The 19644-nt window shown below is 73.8% G+C and carries 19 protein-coding genes; 7 read left to right on the forward strand and 12 right to left on the reverse strand.

Annotated features, from left to right (window positions below):
* Positions 1-73 precede the first annotated feature (73 nt).
* Complete coding sequence (locus tag S1361_RS18155) at positions 74-2101, reverse strand: flavin monoamine oxidase family protein (RefSeq protein ID WP_208032883.1); 2028 nt, start codon at positions 2099-2101, stop codon at positions 74-76.
* Positions 2102-2331: 230 nt separating this feature from the next.
* Here S1361_RS18155 and S1361_RS18160 point away from each other — a divergent pair, with 230 nt between their 5' ends.
* On the forward strand, positions 2332-4341 hold the full coding sequence (locus S1361_RS18160) for a CASTOR/POLLUX-related putative ion channel (RefSeq protein ID WP_208032884.1): 2010 nt from the start codon (positions 2332-2334) through the stop codon (positions 4339-4341).
* Here the strand turns inward: S1361_RS18160 and S1361_RS18165 are convergent.
* Genes S1361_RS18165 through S1361_RS18175 form a run of 3 tightly spaced genes read right to left on the reverse strand, consistent with a single transcriptional unit; the run spans position 4338 to position 6019 of the window.
* On the reverse strand, positions 4338-4667 hold the full coding sequence (locus S1361_RS18165; RefSeq protein WP_208032885.1) for an SH3 domain-containing protein: 330 nt from the start codon (positions 4665-4667) through the stop codon (positions 4338-4340). The two genes, S1361_RS18160 and S1361_RS18165, sit on opposite strands and share 4 nt — an antisense overlap.
* On the reverse strand, positions 4631-5818 hold the full coding sequence (locus S1361_RS18170; RefSeq protein ID WP_425086777.1) for a glycosyltransferase 87 family protein: 1188 nt from the start codon (positions 5816-5818) through the stop codon (positions 4631-4633). The genes S1361_RS18165 and S1361_RS18170 overlap by 37 nt, the downstream gene beginning before the upstream one ends.
* Positions 5819-5836: 18 nt before the next feature.
* Positions 5837-6019, reverse strand: coding sequence for a hypothetical protein (locus S1361_RS18175; RefSeq protein ID WP_208032886.1), 183 nt, complete (start codon positions 6017-6019; stop codon positions 5837-5839).
* Between the two features lie 165 nt (positions 6020-6184).
* Between S1361_RS18175 and S1361_RS18180 the strand changes: the two genes are divergently transcribed.
* Entirely contained in the window at positions 6185-8239 is a 2055-nt protein-coding gene (locus S1361_RS18180) for a HelD family protein (protein ID WP_208032887.1), read from the forward strand.
* Between the two features lie 4 nt (positions 8240-8243).
* Here the strand turns inward: S1361_RS18180 and S1361_RS18185 are convergent, their stop codons facing one another.
* Together S1361_RS18185 and S1361_RS18190 are read right to left on the reverse strand one after the other, a co-directional pair.
* On the reverse strand, positions 8244-8942 hold the full coding sequence (locus tag S1361_RS18185; protein ID WP_208032888.1) for a copper homeostasis protein CutC: 699 nt from the start codon (positions 8940-8942) through the stop codon (positions 8244-8246).
* A gap of 108 nt (positions 8943-9050) precedes the next feature.
* Complete coding sequence (locus S1361_RS18190; RefSeq protein WP_208032889.1) at positions 9051-9719, reverse strand: maleylpyruvate isomerase family mycothiol-dependent enzyme; 669 nt, start codon at positions 9717-9719, stop codon at positions 9051-9053.
* Positions 9720-9771: 52 nt separating this feature from the next.
* On the opposite strand from S1361_RS18190, the gene S1361_RS18195 reads away from it, so the two are divergent.
* Positions 9772-10416 carry an HD domain-containing protein gene (locus tag S1361_RS18195; protein ID WP_208032890.1) on the forward strand — a complete coding sequence of 215 codons (645 nt, stop codon included), beginning with the start codon at positions 9772-9774 and terminating at the stop codon, positions 10414-10416.
* Positions 10417-10442: 26 nt separating this feature from the next.
* Positions 10443-11540 carry a GNAT family N-acetyltransferase gene (locus tag S1361_RS18200; RefSeq protein ID WP_208032891.1) on the forward strand — a complete coding sequence of 366 codons (1098 nt, stop codon included), beginning with the start codon at positions 10443-10445 and terminating at the stop codon, positions 11538-11540.
* On the opposite strand, the gene S1361_RS18205 is transcribed toward S1361_RS18200, so the two are convergent.
* Both S1361_RS18205 and S1361_RS18210 read right to left on the reverse strand, forming a co-directional pair.
* Positions 11525-11800, reverse strand: coding sequence for a DUF4031 domain-containing protein (locus S1361_RS18205; protein ID WP_208032892.1), 276 nt, complete (start codon positions 11798-11800; stop codon positions 11525-11527). The genes S1361_RS18200 and S1361_RS18205 overlap by 16 nt on opposite strands.
* A gap of 7 nt (positions 11801-11807) precedes the next feature.
* Positions 11808-12191, reverse strand: coding sequence for a hypothetical protein (locus S1361_RS18210; protein ID WP_208032893.1), 384 nt, complete (start codon positions 12189-12191; stop codon positions 11808-11810).
* A gap of 56 nt (positions 12192-12247) precedes the next feature.
* On the opposite strand from S1361_RS18210, the gene S1361_RS18215 reads away from it, so the two are divergent.
* Together S1361_RS18215 and murQ are read left to right on the forward strand one after the other, a co-directional pair.
* Positions 12248-13153: a MurR/RpiR family transcriptional regulator gene (locus S1361_RS18215; RefSeq protein ID WP_208032894.1), complete on the forward strand. Its 906-nt coding sequence runs from the start codon at positions 12248-12250 to the stop codon at positions 13151-13153.
* Positions 13154-13197: 44 nt separating this feature from the next.
* Positions 13198-14121: an N-acetylmuramic acid 6-phosphate etherase gene (murQ, locus tag S1361_RS18220; RefSeq protein ID WP_208032895.1), complete on the forward strand. Its 924-nt coding sequence runs from the start codon at positions 13198-13200 to the stop codon at positions 14119-14121.
* Positions 14122-14134: 13 nt separating this feature from the next.
* Here murQ and S1361_RS18225 read toward each other — a convergent pair whose 3' ends face one another.
* Positions 14135-14803, reverse strand: coding sequence for a class I SAM-dependent methyltransferase (locus S1361_RS18225; RefSeq protein WP_208032896.1), 669 nt, complete (start codon positions 14801-14803; stop codon positions 14135-14137).
* 84 nt (positions 14804-14887) lie between these two features.
* Here S1361_RS18225 and S1361_RS18230 point away from each other — a divergent pair, with 84 nt between their 5' ends.
* Positions 14888-15460, forward strand: a complete 573-nt coding sequence (locus S1361_RS18230; RefSeq protein WP_208032897.1) for a hypothetical protein — start codon at positions 14888-14890, stop codon at positions 15458-15460.
* Positions 15461-15473: 13 nt separating this feature from the next.
* On the opposite strand, the gene S1361_RS18235 is transcribed toward S1361_RS18230, so the two are convergent.
* The 3 genes from S1361_RS18235 to S1361_RS18245 form a co-directional block, all read right to left on the reverse strand.
* Positions 15474-16598 (reverse strand): NADH:flavin oxidoreductase, encoded by a 1125-nt coding sequence (locus S1361_RS18235; protein ID WP_208032898.1) that lies wholly within the window; start codon positions 16596-16598, stop codon positions 15474-15476.
* Positions 16599-16737: 139 nt separating this feature from the next.
* A complete protein-coding gene (locus tag S1361_RS18240) occupies positions 16738-18435 on the reverse strand; it encodes a transglycosylase domain-containing protein (RefSeq protein ID WP_208032899.1) in 1698 nt (565 codons plus the stop codon).
* Positions 18432-19496: a sigma factor-like helix-turn-helix DNA-binding protein gene (locus tag S1361_RS18245; protein WP_208032900.1), complete on the reverse strand. Its 1065-nt coding sequence runs from the start codon at positions 19494-19496 to the stop codon at positions 18432-18434. Before S1361_RS18245 ends, S1361_RS18240 begins: the two co-directional genes overlap by 4 nt.
* Between the last annotated feature and the right edge of the window lie 148 nt (positions 19497-19644).

The raw sequence follows: 19644 nt of genomic DNA on the forward strand, positions 1-19644 counted from the left end.
ATCGGACGAAACCCCGCAGGTCCGCACCGGACGCCGGGCACCGCCCCGCAGGGGCAGCGGCGCCCGGCGCGGCTCACGCCGTGTGGACCTCCAGGGCGGCGCGCACGGCGGACTCCAGCGCTCCCTCGATCCACGCCGGTTTGACGGAGGTGTGGTCGCCCGCGAAGTGCAGGGGCCCCTCGGGAACCGGAATCGACGGGAGCAGTTCCGTGTGCTGGCCGGGCAGCAGCACGGAGGCCTCGCCGTAGGCGTAGGGGTCGCGCAGCCAGCTCTGGGTGCGGCCCGCGCCGGTGTAGAAGACCTCGATCCGCTGGCCGTAGACCTCCTGCAGGCCGCACAGGGCGTGCGGATAGCGGGCGTCCTCGCCGAGGGAGTCCCAGCGCAGGGCGTCGTCCGCCCAGCTGTAGGAGGCCAGGACCACCCCGCCCGCGCTGCCGGGGACCGGGTGGGACGGGTGGTACATGAAGCGGTTGGCGTTGTCCGACACCGAGCCGCCGCCGATGACACCGGCCGCCTCCGGCTGGTCGCGGGTGACGGCGCGGTTGGCGGCGTAGTGCACGCGCTGGCCGGCGGTGATGTGGCCGGACGGGACGGAGGGGTGGGCGCCGAGGAGGCTGCCGTCGCCGGGGGTCCGGCCGGTGCGGTAGGCGTCGTAGAGGCCGGCGTCGATGCGGTTCAGCTCCCGCTTCCAGTCGGACTCGTCGAACTCCCACCAGCGGCGGCTGAACTCCAGCAGCACCTTGGTCGCGCAGTCGTAGTGCAGTTCGGTGATCGCCCGGCGCTTGGTGTACGACATCAGCGGGCTGACCTGCACGTGCCGCAGGCCGGAGAAGGGCACGGTCACGACGGCCGCGTCGGCGGTGAACTGCTCCCGCACGACCGGGCCGCCTCCCCGGCCCTCGGAGACGGTGTCCACCCAGACGTGGGGCCCCGCGGCGTGGACGTGCCGTGTGTCGCCGCCGGCGCGGTCGGGGTCGTAGTACTCGATCCGCGTGACCCGCCGGTCGAACCGCACGTCCTCGCGGACCTTGGCCAGCAGGGCGTCCGGCAGGACGGCCGTGCCGCCCTCCAGCTCCCAGAACGCGGTGTCCGGGCTGATCAGGGAGGAGCCGATGAAGCTGTGGACGAAGGACAGGGGCAGCCGTGAGGTGAGGTTCTCGACGGTGCCGACGAGGTCGACCGTCCGCTCGTCCAGGCCCGCGTGCTCGGTCAGGAAGCGGTACATCGACCAGTCGCCGAAGCGCTGGATCACCCTGGCCCAGCCGCGGACCCGCTCGGGCAGCGGCTTGTCGATCCGCCTGCCGTCGGCTCCGACCGTGCTGAACTCGTCGCGCACCGGATCGAGCACCGAGCGCAGGATGGCCGCGGCCGGCGTGTCCCAGTGGGCGCGCGGGACACCGAAGGAGCGGTTGATGCGCCGGGGCGCACGGGCGTAGTCGGCGCGTCGCATGCGGATGCCGTTGACGCGGATCCAGGTGTGGGAGGCGGGACGTCCGTCCGCGTCGACGTCGACGTAGTGGAAGGGCCGCTTCTTCAGGCCCAGTCGGTCGACGAGGTCCATCACCAGCGGGTGGCTGCCGGGCAGCCGCATCGCGCCGGCCTCGGCGTACTGGCGGGGGTCGGCGAAGGGCTGCGCCGCCTTCTCGTGGCCGCCGTGGCGGAAGGTCTTGATGCGTCCGCCCGCCCGGTTGCCGTTGGCCTCCAGGACGGTCACGCGGTGTCCGGCCCGCTTCAGCAGCCAGGCCGTGACCAGGCCGGCCGGGCCCGCTCCGATGACGAGGACGGTCTTGGGCCCGCCCGCCCGCCGTCGGGGGAGACCGTCCTTGAGCACCCGCCGGTAGCCGGGGACGAGGGGCCGGTCGCCGGAGTCCACGACGAGCAGGGCCCGTGCGGCGGCGAGGCAGCGGTCGAAGTCCGCGCCGCCCGCCCTCGCGCGGGCCGCAGGGGCGGGGCCCCGGGAAGGCGCCTGGGCGGGCCGGGCCGCCGCGCTGCCGGCCCCGGCTCCGAGGAAGGTGACCGCGGCCGTCGTGCCGGCGGCGGTCGTGAGCGTACGCCTGGTCAGGCAGCCGCTGTCGGCGGCCGCCTGGTGATCTTGGGTCATGACGAACTTCTACTGGTCCGCCGGGCCGGTGCGCCCCGGGTCGCGGCGGATTGCCACGGACGAGGGAAAGCCGCAGTTCAAACCGGTGGCGCCGGGGTGCGCGGAGGCACGCGGAGGCGGTCCCCTGCATCCGGTTGGGGCGAAGGGGTGAATCGCGCGCCGTGCCGCGCGTCGCGGGGTGCCGGGTCAGGACACTGCCCCCTACAGGCCGGTGGCGGAGGGGGAACAAGGTGGAGCAGCGGCGTCCCGGGGTGGGTGCCCGAGCGCGGTACTGGTTCGACACGACCCTGGCGCGCGGGAGCTCGGCCCTGGTCGGCTGGCTGGTGGTGGTCTGCCTGGCGGTCGTCGTGCCCGCGAGCGCGGTGCTGGTGTGGACGAGCGGGCACACCCCCGCCACCCTTCCCGGGAAGCTGGCGGCGGTCTGGCGCCTGACCGGGGAGACGCTGCGGCTGGGCGGCACCACCGGTACCCCCTTGCGGGTCGTGCTGTCGGTGCTGCTGGCCCTGGTCGCCCTGGTGTACGTCTCGACCCTCGTCGGTCTCGTCACGACCGGGCTGACCGAGCGGCTGATCGCCCTGCGGCGCGGACGCTCCACGCTGGTGGAACGCGGCCATGTGGTGGTCCTGGGCTGGTCGGAGCAGGTGTTCACGGTGGTGGGCGAACTGGTCGCGGCGGGCGCCAACCAGCGGGGTTCGGCCGTCGCGGTCCTGGCCGACCGGGACAAGACGGCCATGGAGGAGGCCCTGTACGGCAAGGTGGGCCCCACCGGCCGGACCCGGCTGATCTGCCGCAGCGGTCCGTCGGCCGATCCGGCCGTGCTGGCCCTGGCCAGTCCGGCCACGGCCGACTCGGTGATCGTGCTGCCGCCCGACGAGTCGCGCAGCGACGCGGACGTGGTCAGGACCCTGCTGGCGCTGCGGGCGACGGCGCCCGGGGACGCCGTGACCCCGCCCGTCGTGGCCGCGGTCCGCGACAGCCGCTACCTGCTCGCGGCCCGTCTGGCCGCGGGAGAGCGCGGAGTCGTCGTGGAGAGCGACACGGTCACCGCCCGGCTCATCGCCCAGGCCGCGCGCCGCCCGGGGCTGTCCCTCGTCCACCGCGAGCTCCTCGACTTCGCCGGGGACGAGTTCTACCCGGCCTCACACCCCTCGCTGGTCGGCCGGGACTTCGGTGACGTGCTGCTCGCCTACGGCAACGCCAGCGCGGTCGGGCTGGTCCGTCACGGTGTGCCGTGGCTGAACCCTTCCCCGCGGACGGTGATCGAGCCGGACGACCGGATCATCGTGATCACCGCCGACGACGACACCGCCGAACTCGCCGACTGCACGCGGTTCGTCGAGGAGCGGCTCATCACGAGTCCCCGGCCGCCGGATACCCGGCCGGAGCGCGTGCTGTTGCTGGGCTGGAATCGCCGGGCGCCGCTCGTGCTGCGGGAATGGGGGCGCAACGCACCCCCTGGTTCCGTCGCCGACGTGGTGGCGGACGAGGACGAGGCCACGGTGCGGGCCGCGTACGATGCGGGCGGCGCCGACTGGACCTGTGTGCCCCGCAGGGGGGACACCACCCGGCCGGAGACCCTGGCCGACCTGGACCTCGCCCGCTACGACAGCGTCATCGTGCTCGGCCGGGAACCACGGCCCGGCGAGGCCCCGGAGGAACCGGACACCCGCACGCTCGTCACCCTGCTCGTGCTGCGCCACCTCGAACGCCGGATCGGCCGGGAACTGCCGGTGGTCACCGAACTGACCGACGACGGCAACCGGCCCCTCGCACCGCTCGGCCCCGGAGCCGACGTGATCATCAGCGGCAAGCTCGTCGGGCTGCTGATGGCGCAGATCTCCCAGAACCGGCACTTGGCGGCGGTGTTCGACGAGCTGTTCTCGGCCGGCGGCACCCAGATCCATCTGCGGTCGGCCGCCGACTACGTACGGACCGGCCACGAGGCGTCCTTCGCCACGGTCGTCGCCGCGGCACGCGACCGGGGCGAGTGCGCCATCGGGTACCGCAGCCACGCCGAGGCCGGCCGTGCCCCCGGCTACGGGCTGCGCGTCAACCCGCCCAAGACCGACCGCAGGCGCTGGGCCGCCGGTGACGAGGTCGTCGTCATCGCCGGCGACGGCGACGGCCGGGTGGGCGGCAGCGTCCCGCGGAGCCGCGGTGCGCGGGACGAGCCGCGCGCCGGTGACCGCGGGGGCCGGCCCGGCGAACGGGGCCGGCCCGGCGGCCGGGGTCCGGCCTAGAAGAACGCGTGGTACTCCATCCAGCCGGTGGTCCTGCCGGACTTGCCGTAGTACCAGTCGCCGCCCTTCGCGGTGCAGTAGACGCGCACGCTGCTGCCCGCGAAGACGGACTTCTTCACCTTGGACCTGAAGCTGGGGCTGGTGTACATGTCGGCGTGGTCCCACTGGACCACCTGCAGGGTCCGGTCCTTGATGTTCTTGGTGCAGGCGGAGGAGCCGACGGCCGAGGCGCCGGGAGCGGCCATGAGGGTGGCGCCGAGGGCGAGGGCGGTGGCGGCGGTCAGACCGCTCACCGCCTTGCGGAGCGGAAGCTTCGAGAAAGCCATGTCAAGGTCCCCGTTTGCTCGTTCGGAAGTGCTGGACAACGGATGATCATGCTGTCATACGAGCTGAGCAGCCCGAGCACCAGGAGGGGGTAGGCGCCCGCCAACGGCTGTTGCCACCAGGGCAGTTCCAGGTCCAGGGCGCCCTCGTGGGGCACCAGCCACATCGTGCGGGCGGTGAAGACCAGGGCCACCAGCGCGGCCGTACGGGTGCACCCCTCCGCCAGCAGCACGGCGAGCAGCGGCACGCACCACACCCAGTGGTGGGTCCAGCTGATCGGGCAGACCAGCAGGGCGGTGAACGCGGTCAGCAGGACGCCGTGGCTGTCCCGCCGGGCGCGGGCCGCCAGTGCCAGGCCCGCCACCGCGACCGCCGCCGCCGGCAGCGCCCAGGCCGGGCCCGGTGCGGGGTCGCCCAGGAGCCGGGAGACCAGCCCCCGCAGGGACTGGTTGTCCACGATCCACGCCTTGCCCACCCGGCCGGTCTCCCACAGCCGCCGGGTCCAGAAGTCGGCGCTCGCGGACGGGAGCAGGACGGCACCGAGCACGGCCGTCCCCGCACCGGCCGCCACGGCCGTCACCGCCTCCCGGTTGCGGCCCCGCAGCAGCAGGTAGACCACGAACACGGCCGGGGTGAGCTTGATGCCGGCCGCGATCCCGAGGGCGAGGCCCTTGGCGCGGGCGCCCGGGGGCCGGGTCAGGTCCCATAGGGTCAGGCAGGTGACGGCCAGGTTGATCTGGCCGTACAGCAGCGTCTGGAAGACCGGTTCGAGCCAGAGGGCGAGGGCGGTGGCCGTGCAGAGCGGGGCCGGCGGCAGCGGGCGGGACGCCAGGCGGGCGGAGAGGGCGACGAGGGTGGCGAGCAGGAGGACGTTGCCCGCCAGCACGGCCGCCTTCAGGGCCGGGACCGGGAGCCAGGCGGCCGGGACGAACAGGACCGCCGCGAAGGGCGGGTAGGTCGCCGGGAGCCGCCACTCGGTGACGGTGAAGCCGTACAGGTCGGTGCCGCGGACGACGGCCGCGCCCTCGGCCCGGTAGACGAGGAGGTCGGCCATGGGTGCGCCGCGCAGGGCGCACAACGCGGCGAACGAGGCGAGGGAGAGGGCGAGCAGGAGCAGGGCAGGCAGGCAGGGCGTCACCGTCCGTTTGCACACACGTATGACCCTATGTCGCTACTTACGGCGTATGCCCGCTTCCTCGCCGTACTCGCCGAGGATGAGGACGCGGAAGGCCGCCTCCGCGAACACCTTCACGGCCCGCAGGGCACTGCCCAGGCGGTGGTGATGGGTGCCCTCGACGGCGGTGGCGCCGCAGGGTGGCCGCATCGGCGCCGGGGTGATGGCTGCTGCGCTCATGTCTCCATGGTGGAACCGCGCGGGGGTGGAAATCCATTGGACCGGTGCCGCGGGCCCCGCCTAAAATCTCCGCCCTTGCCCGCCTCCTCCAGGAGTGCCGCCGCCCGGCCGGAAACCGGACGGCATCGTCGTCGCCCACGCAGCAGGCCCACCGGAGGCACCCCCTTGTCCACGCCCGCCCACGCCCCGCTCGACGATCCACTCGGCCGAGAGCGCTCCCACCTCGCCGCCTCCCGGGCCGCCCTGCGCGCCATGCGCGAGGACGTGGAAGCCCTGGACATCGGGGACGTCACCGCGAACTGGGTCAACGCCGCGGTGCTCGCCCGCCAGATCGACGAGCGCATCAAGGCGCTGGCCGACCTGAGCGACACCCCGCTGTTCTTCGGCCGGCTCGACTACCTGCACGCGCCGGGCGCGCAGCAGGCCGAGGGCGCCGAAGGGGAGCGGTTCTACATCGGGCGGCGGCACGTGCACGACGCGGACGGCGACCCCATGGTCATCGACTGGCGTGCGCCGGTGTCGCAGCCGTTCTACCGGGCGTCCAGGAAGGACCCGATGGACGTCGCGCTGCGCCGCCGCTTCGGCTACACCGGCGGCGACCTCACGGCGTACGAGGACGAGCGCCTGTCCGACCCGGCGGAGGCGGCCACCACGAGCAGGCTGCTCCAGCAGGAGATCGAGCGGCCGCGCGTCGGCCCGATGCGGGACATCGTCGCCACCATCCAGCCCGAGCAGGACGAGATCGTCCGCAGCGGGCTCGGCGGCACGGTCTGCGTGCAGGGCGGCCCGGGCACCGGGAAGACCGCCGTCGGCCTGCACCGGGTCGCCTACCTCCTCTACGCCCACCGGGAGCGGCTGGCCCGCACCGGCACCCTCGTCATCGGGCCGAACCGGTCCTTCCTGCACTACATCGAGCAGGTGCTGCCCGCGCTCGGCGAGCTGAGCGTGCAGCAGGCCACCGTGGACGACCTCGTCGCGCGGGTCGAGGTGCGCGGTACGGACGAGGCCGCCGCCGCGATCGTCAAGGGCGACGCCCGGATGGCCGAGGTCCTCAGGCGGGCCCTGTACTCCCACGTGACCATGCCCGGCGAGCCGGTCGTGGTCGTGCGCGGCTCCCGGCGCTGGCGGGTGCCGGCGTACGAACTGGAGGAGATCGTCCGGGAGTTGCTGGCCCGGGACATCCGCTACGGCGCCGCCCGCGAGGCCCTGCCGCAGCGCATCGCGCACGCGGTGCTGGTGCAGATGGAGCGGGCCGGGGAGGCGCCGGACGACCGGGTGCAGGACGCGGTGGCCCGCAACGGCGCGGTGAAGGCGGCGGTGAAGGCGGTGTGGCCGGCCGTGGACCCGGCGAAGCTGGTGCTGCGGCTGCTGACCGACGCGGAGTTCCTCGCCGCGCACGCGGACGGGCTCCTGGACGAGGACGAGCAGAAGACGGTCCTGTGGGCCAAGCCGGTGCGCAGTGTGAAGTCGGCCAAGTGGTCCGCGGCGGACGCCGTGCTGATCGACGAGGCGGCCGACCTGATCCAGCGCACGCACTCGCTCGGCCACGTCGTGCTGGACGAGGCACAGGACCTCTCCCCCATGCAGTACCGGGCCGTCGGCCGCCGCTGCACCACCGGCAGCGCGACCGTCCTGGGCGACCTGGCGCAGGGCACGACCCCGTGGGCGACCCGGAGCTGGGAGGAGGCGCTGGCCCACCTCGGCAAGCGGGAGGGGGTCGTCGAGGAGCTGACGGCCGGATTCCGCGTCCCCACCGACGTCATCGCGTACGCCTCCCGGCTGCTGCCGCACATCGCCCCCGGCCTCACCCCGGTCGCCTCGGTCCGGGAGAACCCCGGCTTCTTCGAGGTCCGTACGGCCACGGAGGCGGCCGACGTCGTCGCCGCGTGCGCGGAGCTGCTGCGCAACGAGGGCTCGACCGGCCTGATCGCCGCCGACGCCCGCGTGCCCGCCCTCGCCGAGGCCCTCACGGCGGCCGGGATCCCCTGCCTGGCCCCCGGCGAGGAGACGACCCGGGAGACCCGGCTGACCCTGGTCCCGGCCTCCCTCGCCAAGGGCCTGGAGTACGACTACGTGGTCCTCGACGAGCCGCAGGCGGTGGTGGACGGCGAACCCGACGAACGCACGGGCCTGCGCCGCCTGTACGTGGCCCTGACCCGAGCGGTGTCGGGCCTGATCGTGACCCACAGCGCGCCACTGCCGCCGCAGCTCGCCGGGTAGCCCCTCAGCAGGCGGCGCCGTCCAGCACCGAGCGCCACTCGGCGACCCGCGCCGGGGAGACCGGGCCCTGCCAGCCGGCGGGGCGGGCCGCGCCGCCGATGTGGAAGGCCTCGATGCCGGCGGCCCGGAGCCGGGGCACGTGGTCGAGGCGGAGTCCGCCGCCGACCATGATCTGCTGCTCGTACCCGGGCTCGCCGTCGTGGGCCGCCTCGGCGAGCAGGGTGGGCAGGCCGTCGTCCACGCCCGCGGCGGAGCCGGCGGTGAGGTAGGTGTCCAGGCCGGGCAGGTCGGCCAGCTGTCGGCGCAGGGCGTCACGGTCGGCGGACCGGTCGATCGCCCGGTGGAAGGTCCACCGGCAGCCGGCGAGCGCGTCGACGACCCGCTCCACCGCGGCCAGGTCGGCACCGCCGTCCGCGCCCAGGAACCCGAGCACGAACTGGTCGGCGCCGGCCTGCCGCAGCTCGCCGGCCACCCCGACCAGCCGGTCCACGTCACCGGCCGCGAAGCCGTTCGCGAGGCGGAGCATCACGCGCAGGTCGATGTCGACGGCGGCGCGGATCGCGGCGACGGTGGCGGGCGCGGGGGTGAGCCCGTCGGCCGCCATCTCGGTGACCAGCTCCAGCCGGTCCGCGCCTCCGGCCTGGGCGGCGACCGCGTCCTCGACGTCGAGGGCGATCACCTCCAGGACTGCACGCTTGCTCATGGCACCCCATTCATCGGCGTCTACAGGCGAACACAGGACAGGACTACGACCCGACAGGTCTAGTCCAATTCAAGAGTACGCCGGTACCGGAGCGCCACGGCGCCCCCCTCAGCCGAAGATGTTCAGCTCCGCCTCCCGCACCCCCACCAGCTCGTAGGCCGACCCCGCCACCGGCCGCCCCGCGTACAGCCGGACCAGCGTGGCGGCGTCGCCGATGTAGCGGGCCGGCGGACCGTCCGCGCCCCGTGCGCCGAACCGCAGCGGCTCGTCCACGTCGTCGAGGTCGGCGTGCAGCGGCACGTGTTCGTTCTCCCGGGTGACCCGCGCCAGCAGCGTCAGCGCGGCCGGCAGCCCGGCGCCCGCGTACGCCCCCGGCTCACCGAGGACCTCGCGCACGTCCCCGGCGTGCACCCACTCCCCCAGGGCGAGCATGTCCAGCCGCCCGTCCCAGCGGGCGATCACCGGGCCGGCCTCGGTCATCCCGCGCTCCAGCTCGTCCACCACCCGCGCGTTCGTCCAGTCGGCCCGCTCGGCGATGTCCCGCTCGTTGGACTCCGGCGAGAACACCCCCTTCTCGAACCGGTTCTCCACCACCCGCATCAGCGCGGCGGAACAGTGCGCCAGCACGTCGCGCACCGTCCACCCCGGACACGCGGCCGTCGGCAGCGCGAAGTCGGCGTCCGGCCGGGACCGCAGCAGCGGCACGAGGACGTCCCGCTCCATGACCAGCAGCCGCCCGGGCAGTTCGGGGTCACGCACATCCACAGTGTCAGTCATGGGGGCCACGCTAGGTGCGCCGCCGGGCCGGCGTCACGGGAGAATGGGGGGCATGGCCGACCTCGACGCCCTGCGCCTCCGCTTCGCCCGCGCCCTGGAAGCAGCCCGCGCCCCGGGCGGCGGCCCCGACCCCGGCCCCTACGCCGACAACCTGCTCGCCCGCTGGCAGGAGCCGCAGCGCCGGTACCACACGCCGACGCACCTCACCGCCGTACTCGACCACGTCGACGCCCTGGCGGAGTACGCGGCCGACGCGGACGTGGTCCGGCTGGCCGCCTGGTTCCACGACGCCGTCTACCACCCGGAGCGGTCCGAGAACGAGGAGCGGTCCGCGCGGCTGGCCGAGCGCGCCCTGCCGGAGGCCGGTGTGCCGGACGCGAAGACGGCCGAGGTGGCCCGGCTGGTCCGACTCACGGTCACCCACGACCCGGCCGACGACGACCGCGACGGCCAGGTGCTGTGCGACGCCGACCTCGCGATCCTGGCCGCGCCGCCGTCGGCGTACGCCGCCTACACCGCCGAGGTCCGCGAGGAGTACCACTTCGTGCCGAACGAGGCGTTCCGCCAGGGCCGTTCGGCGGTCCTGCGCCAACTGCTGGACCTGCCCCGCCTGTTCCGCACCCCGTACGGCCGGGAGCACTGGGAGGCCACCGCGCGCTACAACCTCGCGGCCGAGCTGGAAATGCTGTCGACCTGAGATCCTCGCCCCCGTACTGTGCGCGCATGCGGACCATGAGCGGGGACCAGGTGGAGGCGGCTGTCACCAGCTGCACAGCGGCACTGCGCGCGGCGCTGGACCGGGACTGGGAGGCAGTCGACGCGGCCGGCCTGGACTGGAGCTGCCGCACGACCGCGTTGCACATCGCACAAGCCCTCACCAAGTACGCCGGCCAGCTCGCCACCGGCGCCCGGCACCGCATCCCGCTGAACCTCACCCTCCCCGAGGACACCGACAACGCCGGACTGCTGCAGGTGATCGAGGCGGCCGGCGCCCTGCTGGCCGCCGCGGTCCGCACCGCACCCCCGGGCGTGCGCGCCTTCCACCCCTACCCGTTCGGCAGCGCCGACCGCGAGGGCTTCGCCGCGATGTGCGTCACCGAGGCGATGCTGCACACCCACGACATCACCCGCGGCCTCGGCCTGCCCTACGAACCCCCTGCCGACCTCGCCGAATCCGCCCTGGCCTGGCTCTTCCCCCACGTCCAGCCCGGCCCCGCACCCTGGCCGACCCTGCTGTGGGCGACCGGCCGCGGCGAGCTGCCCGGCCGCGCCCCGGTCACCGACTGGAACTGGTACAACAACCTCGTCATCCCCGCCGGACCCGTCACCCTCACCGGAATCCGGCCGGCCCAGGCCGACGATCTGCGCCTGGGCGGCACGGGCGGCTTCGACTGGCTCGACGGCGGCCCGTACGAGGGCACCAGGGAGGCCTGCACGCTCCTGGTGAAGGCGTACGAAGCCGGCGTGCACCGCCCCGAGTTCGGCGTCTTCGCCCTCGTACGGCCCGAGGACGGCCGGGCGGTCGGCGGCATCGGCTTCCACGGCGCCCCGGACGAGGAGCGCCGGGTGGAGATCGGCTACGACCTCGTCGCCGGCGCCCGCGGTCACGGCTACGCGACCGAGGCGCTGCGCACCCTGTCCGGGTGGGCCCTGGCCCGCGACGACGTCGACACGGTCATCGCCACGATCGAACCGGACAACGTGCCCTCCCAGCGCGTGGTGGAACGGGCCGGCTTCACCCGGGCGACGGTCGAGGAGGAACGCACCGCCCGGACCGACCACGACATGGACGCCGGGCTCCTGCTCTACCTGCGCCGCTGAACCAGACCCTTGGGCCGGCGCAGACCGGCGGACCTCAGCAGCCGCACCACCTCGCGGCTGCCGACCTCCACCGCGCCCGCCGCCACGGCGTCCGCGTAGCGGTGGGACGGGATGTCGTAGTGGTCACCGTCGAAGGCCCGCCGGGGGACGCCCAACCCGGCGGCGAACAGGTGGAGTTCGTCGTACGACACATCGCTCACCAGGTGCGACCACAGGCGCCCGTGGCCGGGCCAGGTGGGCGGGTCGATGTAGACGGTCACCGGCGCCTCACGAGGACGTCATCCCGCCGGTGGCCGAGCCCAGTGAGCCCACCGAGGCGACCTTCACGCCGGCCTTGTGGCACACCCAGTGCGGGTCGGGACCCAGTTCCGGTTCCACGTCCAGCGCGTGCGGGTCGCCGGAGCCGCACACCGGGCACAGCGGCCAGCGGCCGTACCGCTCCAGGAGCGCGTCCTGCACGTCCTGGGCGACCAGCCCGGCGACGAAGGCCAGGCCGTCCGGCCACTGCTCGACCCACCAGCGCCGCTGGGCGACGGACTCCTCCACCAGGGAGACGACGTCCGCCTCCGCGACCTGGCCGGCGACCAGATCCGCGAGTACCAGGGCGCGGGCCGCGTGCAACGCCTGCTCCAGGGGGCTGATGGGGTCCATGCACCCCATTGTGCGCACTCTTGACCGCGACACCGAACCGAAAATATCTTTCATGCGTGACCCAGGACGTGAAGGAAAGTTTCGGCAGCCCGGTCGGCTCCCTCGCCGCCAAGGTGCGCACGCTCGCCCCGACCATGACCCGGTCCATGCAGCGCGTCGCCGAGGCCGTCGCCGGCGACCCGGCCGGCTGCGCCGCCCTCACGGTCACCGGCCTCGCCGAACTCACCGGCACCAGCGAGGCGACGGTCGTGCGCACCGCCCGGCTGCTCGGCTACCCGGGCTACCGCGACCTGCGGCTCGCCCTCGCCGGACTGGCCGCCCAGCAGCAGTCCGGCCGCGCGCCCGCGATCACCACGGACATCGCGGTGGACGACCCCATCGCCGACGTCGTCGCCAAGCTGGCCTACGAGGAACAGCAGACCCTCGCCGACACCGCCGCCGGACTCGACACCGCCCAGCTCGACGCGGCCGTCACCGCGCTCGCGAGCGCCCGCCGCACCGATGTGTACGGCATAGGAGCCTCCGGGCTCGTCGCCCAGGACCTCACCCAGAAACTCCTGCGCATAGGACTCATAGCCCACGCGCACAGCGACCCGCACCTCGCGGTGACCAACGCGGTGCAGCTCCGTTCGGGTGACGTGGCGATCGCGATCACGCACTCCGGGTCCACGGGGGACGTCATCGAGCCGCTCCGGGTCGCCTTCGAGCACGGGGCGACGACGGTGGCCGTCACCGGACGGCCCGACTCCGCGGTCACCCAGTACGCCGACCTGGTGCTGACCACGTCCACCTCGCGCGAGAGCGAGCTGCGGCCCGCCGCGATGTCCTCCCGGACCAGCCAACTGCTGGTGGTGGACTGTCTGTTCGTGGGGGTGGCGCAGCGGACGTACGAGACCGCGGCTCCGGCGCTCGCCGCGTCGTACGAGGCGTTGGCCCACCGGCACCGGAGCGCTTCGCGATAGACCGTAGGGAAAGCACGTCCCCGTACTGGAGAGAGCCACCCCCCATGACCTCTCATGACCTGCGCAGTCAGCTGGCCTCCCTGACCACCGAGGCCTTCCGGCCCGAGCTGGCCGAGATCGACCGGTTGCCCACCCTCGACATCGCCCGGCTGATGAACGGCGAGGACGCGGGCGTGCCCGGCGCCGTGGCACGGCAGTTGCCGCGGATCGCCGCCGCCGTCGACGCCGTGGCCCAGCGCATGAGCCGCGGCGGACGGCTCGTCTACGCCGGCGCGGGCACCGCCGGCCGGCTGGGCGTCCTGGACGCCTCCGAGTGCCCGCCCACCTTCAACACCGACCCCGACCAGGTCGTCGGGCTGATCGCGGGCGGTCCCGCGGCCATGGTCACCTCCGTGGAAGGCGCCGAGGACTCCGCGGAGCTGGCCCGCCGGGACCTGGACGCGCTCAAGCTCACCCCGGACGACAGCGTGGTCGGCGTCTCCGCGTCCGGTCGCACGCCCTACGCGGTCGGGGCCGTCGAGCACGCCCGGTCGCTCGGCGCGCTGACCGTCGGCCTGGCCTGCAACGAGCACAGCCCGCTGGCCGCCGCCGCCGAGCACGGCATCGAGGTCGTCGTGGGCCCCGAGCTGATCGCCGGCTCCACCCGGCTGAAGGCGGGCACGGCCCAGAAGCTGGTGCTGAACATGCTGTCGACGATCACGATGATCCGGCTCGGCAAGACGTACGGGAACCTGATGGTCGACGTGCGCGCCTCCAACGACAAGCTGCGCGCCCGCTCGCACCGGATCGTCTCCCTGGCCACGGGCGCGGACGACGCCGAGATCGAGAAGGCCCTCACCGAGACCGGCGGCGAGGTGAAACCCGCGATCCTCGTCCTGCTCGCCGGCGTCGACGGCCCGACGGCCGCCCGCCTCCTGGAGGAGTCGGGCGGCCACCTGCGGGCCGCCCTGACTCACGCGCCCGGCTGACCCCGCACCGGCCTCAGGCCGCGGGCGCCCGCCACACCAGCGTGTACCGCCAGAACAGCCGGCGCCGCAGCCGGGCGCCGGGCAGGAGCCGGCGGGCCGTGCGGGAGATCTCGGCGTAGGTCTCCCGTGGTTCCCGGGTGAGGGCCGTCATGGACGTGGGCCGCCGCGAGGCCGGGCGGCCTCGGTTCTTCACCCACCCCACCAGCAGGTTGAGCGGGACGGACACCAGCCCGAGCGCGTGGTCCGGCAGGCCCGACGCCCGCGCGCAGCCGACGACGACCAGCGCCCCGCCGGGCGCGAGCCGGTCCCGGAGCCGCGTGAGGGTCTCGGCGAGAGGGAGGTGGTGGAGCACGGCGACGCAGGTGATGACGTCGTAGGGACCGGCGGGGAGCGCGCGGGAGGCGTCGGCGACGGTGTAGGTGACGGGAGCGGAGGCGGGCGTCAGCCCCCGTGCCCGGGCGAGGATTCCGGCGTCGGCGTCCACCCCGTGCACCTCCCGGGCCCGCCGGGCGAGCAGCCGTACCAGGTCACCGCTGCCGCACCCCACGTCCAGCGCGGCACCGAAGCGGCGGGGCAACTGCCGTGCCAGCCACGGATGGTAGTGGGCGTTGTGGTCCCAGGGGTGGGCGGCGTTGAAGCGGCCCAGGGCGTCGGCGAGGCGCGCCGCAGGGGTCGTCGTCATGGCCCCCACTCCACCACGGTCCTCCCCGAGCCGTCATCGGTCTCCGGACCGGGGCACCATGGAGGCGAGGAGGCACCCACCGATATGAATCACGCCCAGCTCACCGCCCTAGGACGGGCTCTTCGGCTGCTCGGGGAGCACGGGGAGGCCCTGACCGCCGACACGCCGGACGCCCGGCTGCACGAGATCAAGGACGATCTGCGGCGCGCCCTCGACCTGCTGGACGACACCGTCACCACGGGCGCGCCCGCCACCCGGTGCCCCGAGCACCCGCAGGGCCCGGTGGACGAGAGCGCGCCCGACCTGTGCCTGCTGTGCGAGACCCGGCGCCGGGCCGCGCGCCGGTCGGAGTTCCAGGGCAGCAGGCCCCGGCCGGGCGAGCCGGTCCGCACCGCCCCGTCCCGGTACGGCGTGCGCGACGACCGGCCGCAGCCGCAGCAGCGGTGGCTGCCCGAGCTGTGGAACGGGCAGGAGTGGCAGCTCTGCGGCACACCGAGGCGGGACCGGCACGAGGCGGAGGCCTATCTCGCGGCCCAGCGGCGCGGGTCGCGGCCCGCGATGGCCTACCGGCTCGTGCACGAGTTCACCGACTACGAGGTGCTGCGGGTGTGGGGGACGCCGGTACGGGTCGACATCGAGCCCCTGGGCAACCTCTGAGCCCGAGCGCCGGTCAGCTCAGGGTCTTCACGGCCGCCGCGTCGTACGGCTTCAGCTCGTCGAAGCGGTCGCCGAGCACCTTGGCCGCCCACTCCGGGTCCTGGAGCAGCGCGCGGCCGACGGCCACCAGGTCGAACTCGTCGGACTCCAGGCGGTCCAGGAGGTTGTCGATGTTCTTGACCGGGGAGCCCTCGCCCTTGAACGCGTTGACGAAGTCGCCGTCGAGGCCGACCGAACCGACGGTGATGACCGGCTTGCCGGTGAGCTTCTTCGTCCAGCCGGCCAGGTTCAGGTCGGAGCCGTCGAACTCGGGCAGCCAGTAGCGGCGCGTGGAGGCGTGGAAGACGTCGACACCGGCCGCGGCGAGCGGGGTGAGCAGGGCCTCCAGCTCCTCGGGGGTCTCGGCGAGCCGGGCGGTGTAGTCCTGCTGCTTCCACTGCGAGTAGCGGAAGATGACCGGGAACTCGGGCGAGACCGCCGCGCGCACGGCGGCCACGATCTCGGCGGAGAACTGGGTGCGGGCCACCAGGTCGCCGCCGTAGGCGTCCGTACGACGGTTGGTGCCGGACCACAGGAACTGGTCGAGCAGGTAGCCGTGCGCGCCGTGGATCTCCACGCCGTCGAAGCCGATGCGCTCGGCGGCGGCAGCGGCCTCGGCGAACGCGGCGATGACGTCGTCCACGTCCTGCTGGGTCATGGCCTTGCCGGTGGGCTCGGCACCGGCGGTCTCCAGGCCGGAGGGGCCGACGGCGGGAGCGTCCGGGTAGGGGGCGTCACCCTGCTTGCGGACCATGCCGATGTGCCACAGCTGCGGGACGATCCGGCCGCCGGCCGCGTGCACGTCCTCGGCGACCTTCGCCCAGCCCGCCAGCTGCTCCTCGCCGTGGAACCGCGGGACGCGGTCGCTCTGACCGGCCGACGCGTGGCCGACGTAGGTGCCCTCGGTGACGATGAGGCCGACGCCGGCGGCGGCGCGGCGGGCGTAGTACGAGCGGACGTCCTCGCCGGGGACGCCGCCCGGGGAGAACATGCGGGTCATCGGCGCCATCACGATCCGGTTGGGAACGGTGAGACCGTTGAGCGCGATCGGGCGGGACAGGATCTGGGCCGCTCGGGAGGCGGGCGTCGTGGCGGTCACGTGGGGGCTCCTCGTGGATGGCGGATTAAACCGGTCGGTATGTGAGCACGCATTGTTGCAGCTTCTTAAGTAATCACCTATGCGCTGCCCCACATTCCGCCCCACGGGAATCCATTGCGTGGCGCCGCTCACACTCCGATCACCTCAAGCGGCCCCAGAGCTGGGTCGCCGTCTGTTCCGTGAACCCTGTCGGTGAGGGATCCGTCGGCAGCTGCGCAGGCACCGTCGTGTCCTTCTTCCTGCCCGGCTTGTCGGCGAAGAGGGTGACGGTCAGGGTGAGCCGGGCGTCGTAGGCGACGGTCCACACCGTGCGACGGGTGATGCCGCCGCCCGCTCCCGCCGTGAACAGGCTCGCCGGAGGGCCTGCGACCGGGGTGGCCCCGGCACCGGCCTGTACCGGCGTGGCCGCCGCGCGGGCCGCCTGCCCGGGCAGGACCCGGTGGCGGTCGGGATGCGCGGAGTAGACGGTGCGGCCGTCGCGGGTGATGCGGGCGACGGTGTACGGCGCGGCGTACATGCCGTCGGCCGCGACCGCCGCGTACGCCGACGTGAGCCTCAGCGGAGTGGGCGCGGCCGTCTTCGCAAACCCGGTCAGCGGCGCCCCGAACGGCATCCTCTCCAGCGGCGTCATCACCGTACCCGCCTCCACCGCCCCGCTCACCGCGTCGTTGAAGGGTTGCCGGGCGTAGTCCGACCCCCCGTACAGCACCCGCACCGCACCGTCGCCGGGCTCCATGCCCACGACGGCGGTGTGCAGCCGTACCCCCTTGCCTGCCGTCCGCCCCTTGACCAGTTCCGCCGTGGAGACCTGCAGGGGGAGGTCGAAGGTGGTGCGCACGGTGTAGCCGCCGCGCGCCAGTTGGTCCTCGCTGATGCCGAGCCGGTCGGCGGCCTCTTTCGCCGCGACGTCGATCAGGTACTGCCGCTGCCCGTCGGTCGCCCCCGGCGGATAGAACCGGAACGCCGGGAAGCGGGCCCCGGAGCGCTGCTTCGCCGTGATGTCCCCGCTCGACGCCATGGCGTCCAGCACCCACTCCCAGCGCTTCTGGAGTGTCGCCGTGACCTTCGGGTCCGAGCCGGCCTTCTCGTAGTAGGAGGGGAGGTTGATGATGGCGGCCAGGGCCGCACCCTGGGAGACCGTGAGGTTCCTGGTGTCGACGTCGAAGTAGTTGCGCGCGGCCGACTGGATGCCGGCGGCGCCCCGGCCGAAGTACACGGTGTTGAGGTAGCCCTCCAGGATCTCGTCCTTGGAGCGCGTGCGGTCCAGCTTGACCGCGATCAGCGCCTCGCGCGCCTTGCGTGACAGGGTCTGCTCGGGGCTGAGCAGCGCGTTCTTGACGTACTGCTGGGTGATGGTGGAGCCGCCCTGCCGTTCGCCGCCGGTCAGCGCCGCCGCGACGGCACGGACGAGGGCCTTCGGGGAGACGCCGGAGTCGGTCCGGAAGGAACGGTTCTCTGCGGCGATCACCGCGTTCTGCACATACCGCGGGACCTGCGACAGCGGCACTTCCTGACGGTCGACCGGACCGCGGCGGCCCAGGTAGGCGCCCTTCTCGTCGAGGAAGACGGTGCTCTGGACGACCGTGTCCGGATGCGGCTCGGGAATGACGGTGAGCTTGTACGCGACGACGACCGCCCCGCACAGCAGGGCGAGCAGGAGAAGGAAGGCGCCCAGCAGGTGACGCGCGATACGGCCCCGGTTGCGGCGCAGACGGACGCGGAACGGGACGCGCCGCGACCTCGCGCGTGCGCGCGCCTTCTCGGGCGCCTTCCGCGGTTCCTCCCTGGGCTTCTCCTCGGGCCTCTCCCTGGGTTCCTCCTTGAGCTCCGGGGTCATGCCGACCACCCCCCGCTCCGCAGCCGTGCCACGACGGCGCCGGCGGCGTCGTACACCCTGACGCCCTCACCGCCCCGGGTCTTCTCCATGCCCTCGACGATGAGCGCCTTGGTGTCCTGTGCGGACAGCGACGTGGTCGCGTACCAGACCCCCCAGCCGGGGCTGCCCGCCAGGGTGAGTACCTTGGCGGCGACCTGACGGTGACCGGTGCTCAGCTCGACGCGTCCCGGGTCCCCGGTGACGCCGTAGTACAGGCCGGACAGGAAGTACCTGCCCTCGACCGGCTCCGCCTGCAGGGACACCCCCGGCTCGTGGCGCGAGTAGGCGTCCAACCCGCGGAACCGATCGGCCTGTTGCGGCGTTGACCAGTGACTGCCGTCCGCGGTCAGCCACATCTCCACGCCGGGCGCCGCCTGCACCCGCTCCCCGGGCGCCACGATCCGCACGGAACCCACCACCCGACTGCCCGCCGTACCGGACGACTCACCGTGGCCGCTCCCGGCGACCCGGCCGACGGCGAGGGAGCCCCCGGCCACCAGCACCACCGCGCAGGCACCGGCGGTCACCGCGGCCCGGCGCCGCCGCCTCGCCCGCCCCCGTGCGATCACCGCGTCCAGCGGGAGCGGGCCGGGAACCACGTCACCGGCCACGGCGGCGTAGGCCTCGCGCAACCGCTGTTCGTCACCCCCGGCCGCCTTCGTCCCACGCCTGGCGACGTGGCGCACCGCGCCCTTGGAGATGCCGAGCAGCTGACCGATCTGCGCGTCCGGCAGCCCCTCGCCGTACCGCAGCACCAGCACGGCCCGCTGCCGGGCGGCACGGCCCACGAGCGGCCACGGCCGCCGCAGCCGGCTCCGCACGAGGTGACGCCGTACGTGGAAGTCGACGTCGTTGCGCGGAACGCGGCGCCAGCGCGCGTACACCCGTACCAGCGTCCTCCGTGCCAGTTCCTCCGCCTCGGGCAGGTCCTCGGTGAGCAACCGCGCGGTGACGAGGAGCCGGGGCCAGCAGGCGCGCGCGCAGGCAGCGAAGTCGTCATGGATCCGGGCACCCGTCCGCATCGTCTTCTCCTTCGGTCACGTGTGTTTCGATGTACGCCGCGCCTGCGGCCCACGGGACCTGTACGCACGGGCGGGACAGGCGGGTTGCACGGGAAACGCAAGACACAGAAAGAAAGCAGAGAGACCCGGTAAGACTCAGCAAGACGCG

Source organism: Streptomyces cyanogenus (genome assembly GCF_017526105.1).
In the GTDB taxonomy this organism is placed as follows: Bacteria; Actinomycetota; Actinomycetes; order Streptomycetales; family Streptomycetaceae; genus Streptomyces; species Streptomyces cyanogenus.

Bases quoted from the DNA above. Each gene is read 5' to 3' on its own strand.
- S1361_RS18165 (WP_208032885.1), bottom strand. From the start codon at position 4,667: ATGGCTTTCTCGAAGCTTCCGCTCCGCAAGGCGGTGAGCGGTCTGACC.
- S1361_RS18200 (WP_208032891.1), top strand. From the start codon at position 10,443: ATGCGGACCATGAGCGGGGACCAGGTGGAGGCGGCTGTCACCAGCTGC.
- S1361_RS18175 (WP_208032886.1), bottom strand. From the start codon at position 6,019: ATGAGCGCAGCAGCCATCACCCCGGCGCCGATGCGGCCACCCTGCGGC.
- S1361_RS18230 (WP_208032897.1), top strand. From the start codon at position 14,888: ATGAATCACGCCCAGCTCACCGCCCTAGGACGGGCTCTTCGGCTGCTC.
- S1361_RS18240 (WP_208032899.1), bottom strand. From the start codon at position 18,435: ATGACCCCGGAGCTCAAGGAGGAACCCAGGGAGAGGCCCGAGGAGAAG.
- S1361_RS18195 (WP_208032890.1), top strand. From the start codon at position 9,772: ATGGCCGACCTCGACGCCCTGCGCCTCCGCTTCGCCCGCGCCCTGGAA.
- murQ (WP_208032895.1), top strand. From the start codon at position 13,198: ATGACCTCTCATGACCTGCGCAGTCAGCTGGCCTCCCTGACCACCGAG.
- S1361_RS18155 (WP_208032883.1), bottom strand. From the start codon at position 2,101: ATGACCCAAGATCACCAGGCGGCCGCCGACAGCGGCTGCCTGACCAGG.
- S1361_RS18210 (WP_208032893.1), bottom strand. From the start codon at position 12,191: ATGGACCCCATCAGCCCCCTGGAGCAGGCGTTGCACGCGGCCCGCGCC.
- S1361_RS18185 (WP_208032888.1), bottom strand. From the start codon at position 8,942: ATGAGCAAGCGTGCAGTCCTGGAGGTGATCGCCCTCGACGTCGAGGAC.
- S1361_RS18190 (WP_208032889.1), bottom strand. From the start codon at position 9,719: ATGACTGACACTGTGGATGTGCGTGACCCCGAACTGCCCGGGCGGCTG.
- S1361_RS18225 (WP_208032896.1), bottom strand. From the start codon at position 14,803: ATGACGACGACCCCTGCGGCGCGCCTCGCCGACGCCCTGGGCCGCTTC.
- S1361_RS18245 (WP_208032900.1), bottom strand. From the start codon at position 19,496: ATGCGGACGGGTGCCCGGATCCATGACGACTTCGCTGCCTGCGCGCGC.